This window comes from Streptomyces sp. OR43, from assembly GCF_008042275.1.
Classification (GTDB): domain Bacteria; phylum Actinomycetota; class Actinomycetes; order Streptomycetales; family Streptomycetaceae; genus Streptomyces.
Genome location: NZ_RDBK01000041.1, coordinates 19,251 through 19,851 on the forward strand (window position 1 = coordinate 19,251; position 601 = coordinate 19,851).

Below are 601 nucleotides of genomic sequence, written 5' to 3' on the forward strand. Positions count from 1 at the left end.
TCGACCTGGCCTCGACCTGGCCGCCGAGCAGGGCGTTGACGCGCGCGGCCTCCTCGTTGGCGACGACGAACTCCAGCTCGTCCAGGTGCGGGGCACCGTCCCAGTAGTCGTCGTTGCGGCGCAGGACGGTGGAGCGGCCGGGGGCGAAGGACACGAGGCGGAAGGGACCGCTGCCGACGGGCCGGCGGTCGAAGTCACCGTCGCGGGCCGAGGCGGGGACGATGTACGCGCCGAACGCCGCCATCACATGGGGGAATTCGGCTGTCGGCCGCTTGAGGACGAACTCGACTGTCCGCTCGTCCAGGGCCCGGCTGGCGGCCAGGTCGATCGGTTCGAGTGACGCCCGGGCGCGGAACGCGCGCCCGGGGTCGGCGATCCGCCGGTAGCTGTACAGCACGTCCTTCGCCGTCACGGGCCGCCCGTCGTGGAAGAGTGCCGCCCGCAGCGAGACCTTCCACCGGTCGAGGCGGTCGTTGGGTTCCCAGGAGGAGGCGAGGCGGGGCCGTGCCGAGAGGTCTCCGCCGTAGTCGGCCAGCTTGTCGTAGAGGGCCTTGGCGCGGGCGGCGTCGGCGAAGAGGTTGCTCAGGTGCGGGTCCAGGGT

General features: G+C 72.5%; 1 protein-coding gene. It reads right to left on the reverse strand.

Features of this window, described 5'->3' with window-relative positions:
• The coding region (locus EAO72_RS18020) for an ABC transporter substrate-binding protein (RefSeq protein WP_261991551.1) at positions 1–601 on the reverse strand (601 nt) is incomplete at both ends.